This window comes from Halalkalibacter sp. HAAS-P014, from assembly GCF_056619965.1.
Map to the genome: position 1 here is coordinate 1 of NZ_JBWQTV010000053.1, position 578 is coordinate 578.

The 578-nt window shown below is 42.7% G+C and carries 2 rRNA genes; both read left to right on the forward strand.

Annotation, left to right across the window (positions count from 1 at the left end):
• Positions 1-86: ribosomal RNA gene (locus tag AC1FXZ_RS22000) — 16S ribosomal RNA — on the forward strand; the annotation flags it as partial.
• Between the two features lie 396 nt (positions 87-482).
• Positions 483-578, forward strand: a 23S ribosomal RNA gene (locus AC1FXZ_RS22005); the annotation flags it as partial.

Consider the following 578-nt stretch of genomic DNA (forward strand, 5'->3'; position numbering starts at 1 on the left):
GCCAGCCGCCTAAGGTGGGACAGATGATTGGGGTGAAGTCGTAACAAGGTAGCCGTATCGGAAGGTGCGGCTGGATCACCTCCTTTCTATGGAGTATTTAACTCTAGTCGATATATGACTTAGGTCATATACGCTTTGGTCTTTTGTTCAGTTTTGAAGGAACTTCCTTCAATTAATAGGAACTAACTTTGGAAGATAGAAGTTAGTGACTTTGGTTCTTTGAAAACTAGATAATGCAAATAGAAACAACAGTAAGTTCATCGGCATCTTATTTATAAGAGAAGTTGAACGAACGTCAAGAATTCATTGACATTTTCTTGAAAATGTCTTAAACGACTTTTATATTAAAATCGTTTTTGGCAAAGAGCTTCGAGTAGTTCGAGGAAGCGAGTGGTCGAAAGAATGGAGCGTACGTAGGTACGTGACATGACTGAGAACCACGAAGCTGACGAAGAAATACGAAGAAGATCTGCAGCCAAAATGGTTAAGTTATGAAGGGCGCACGGTGAATGCCTTGGCACTAGGAGCCGAAGAAGGACGCGACGAACGGCGAAACGCCTCGGGGAGCTGTAAGTAAG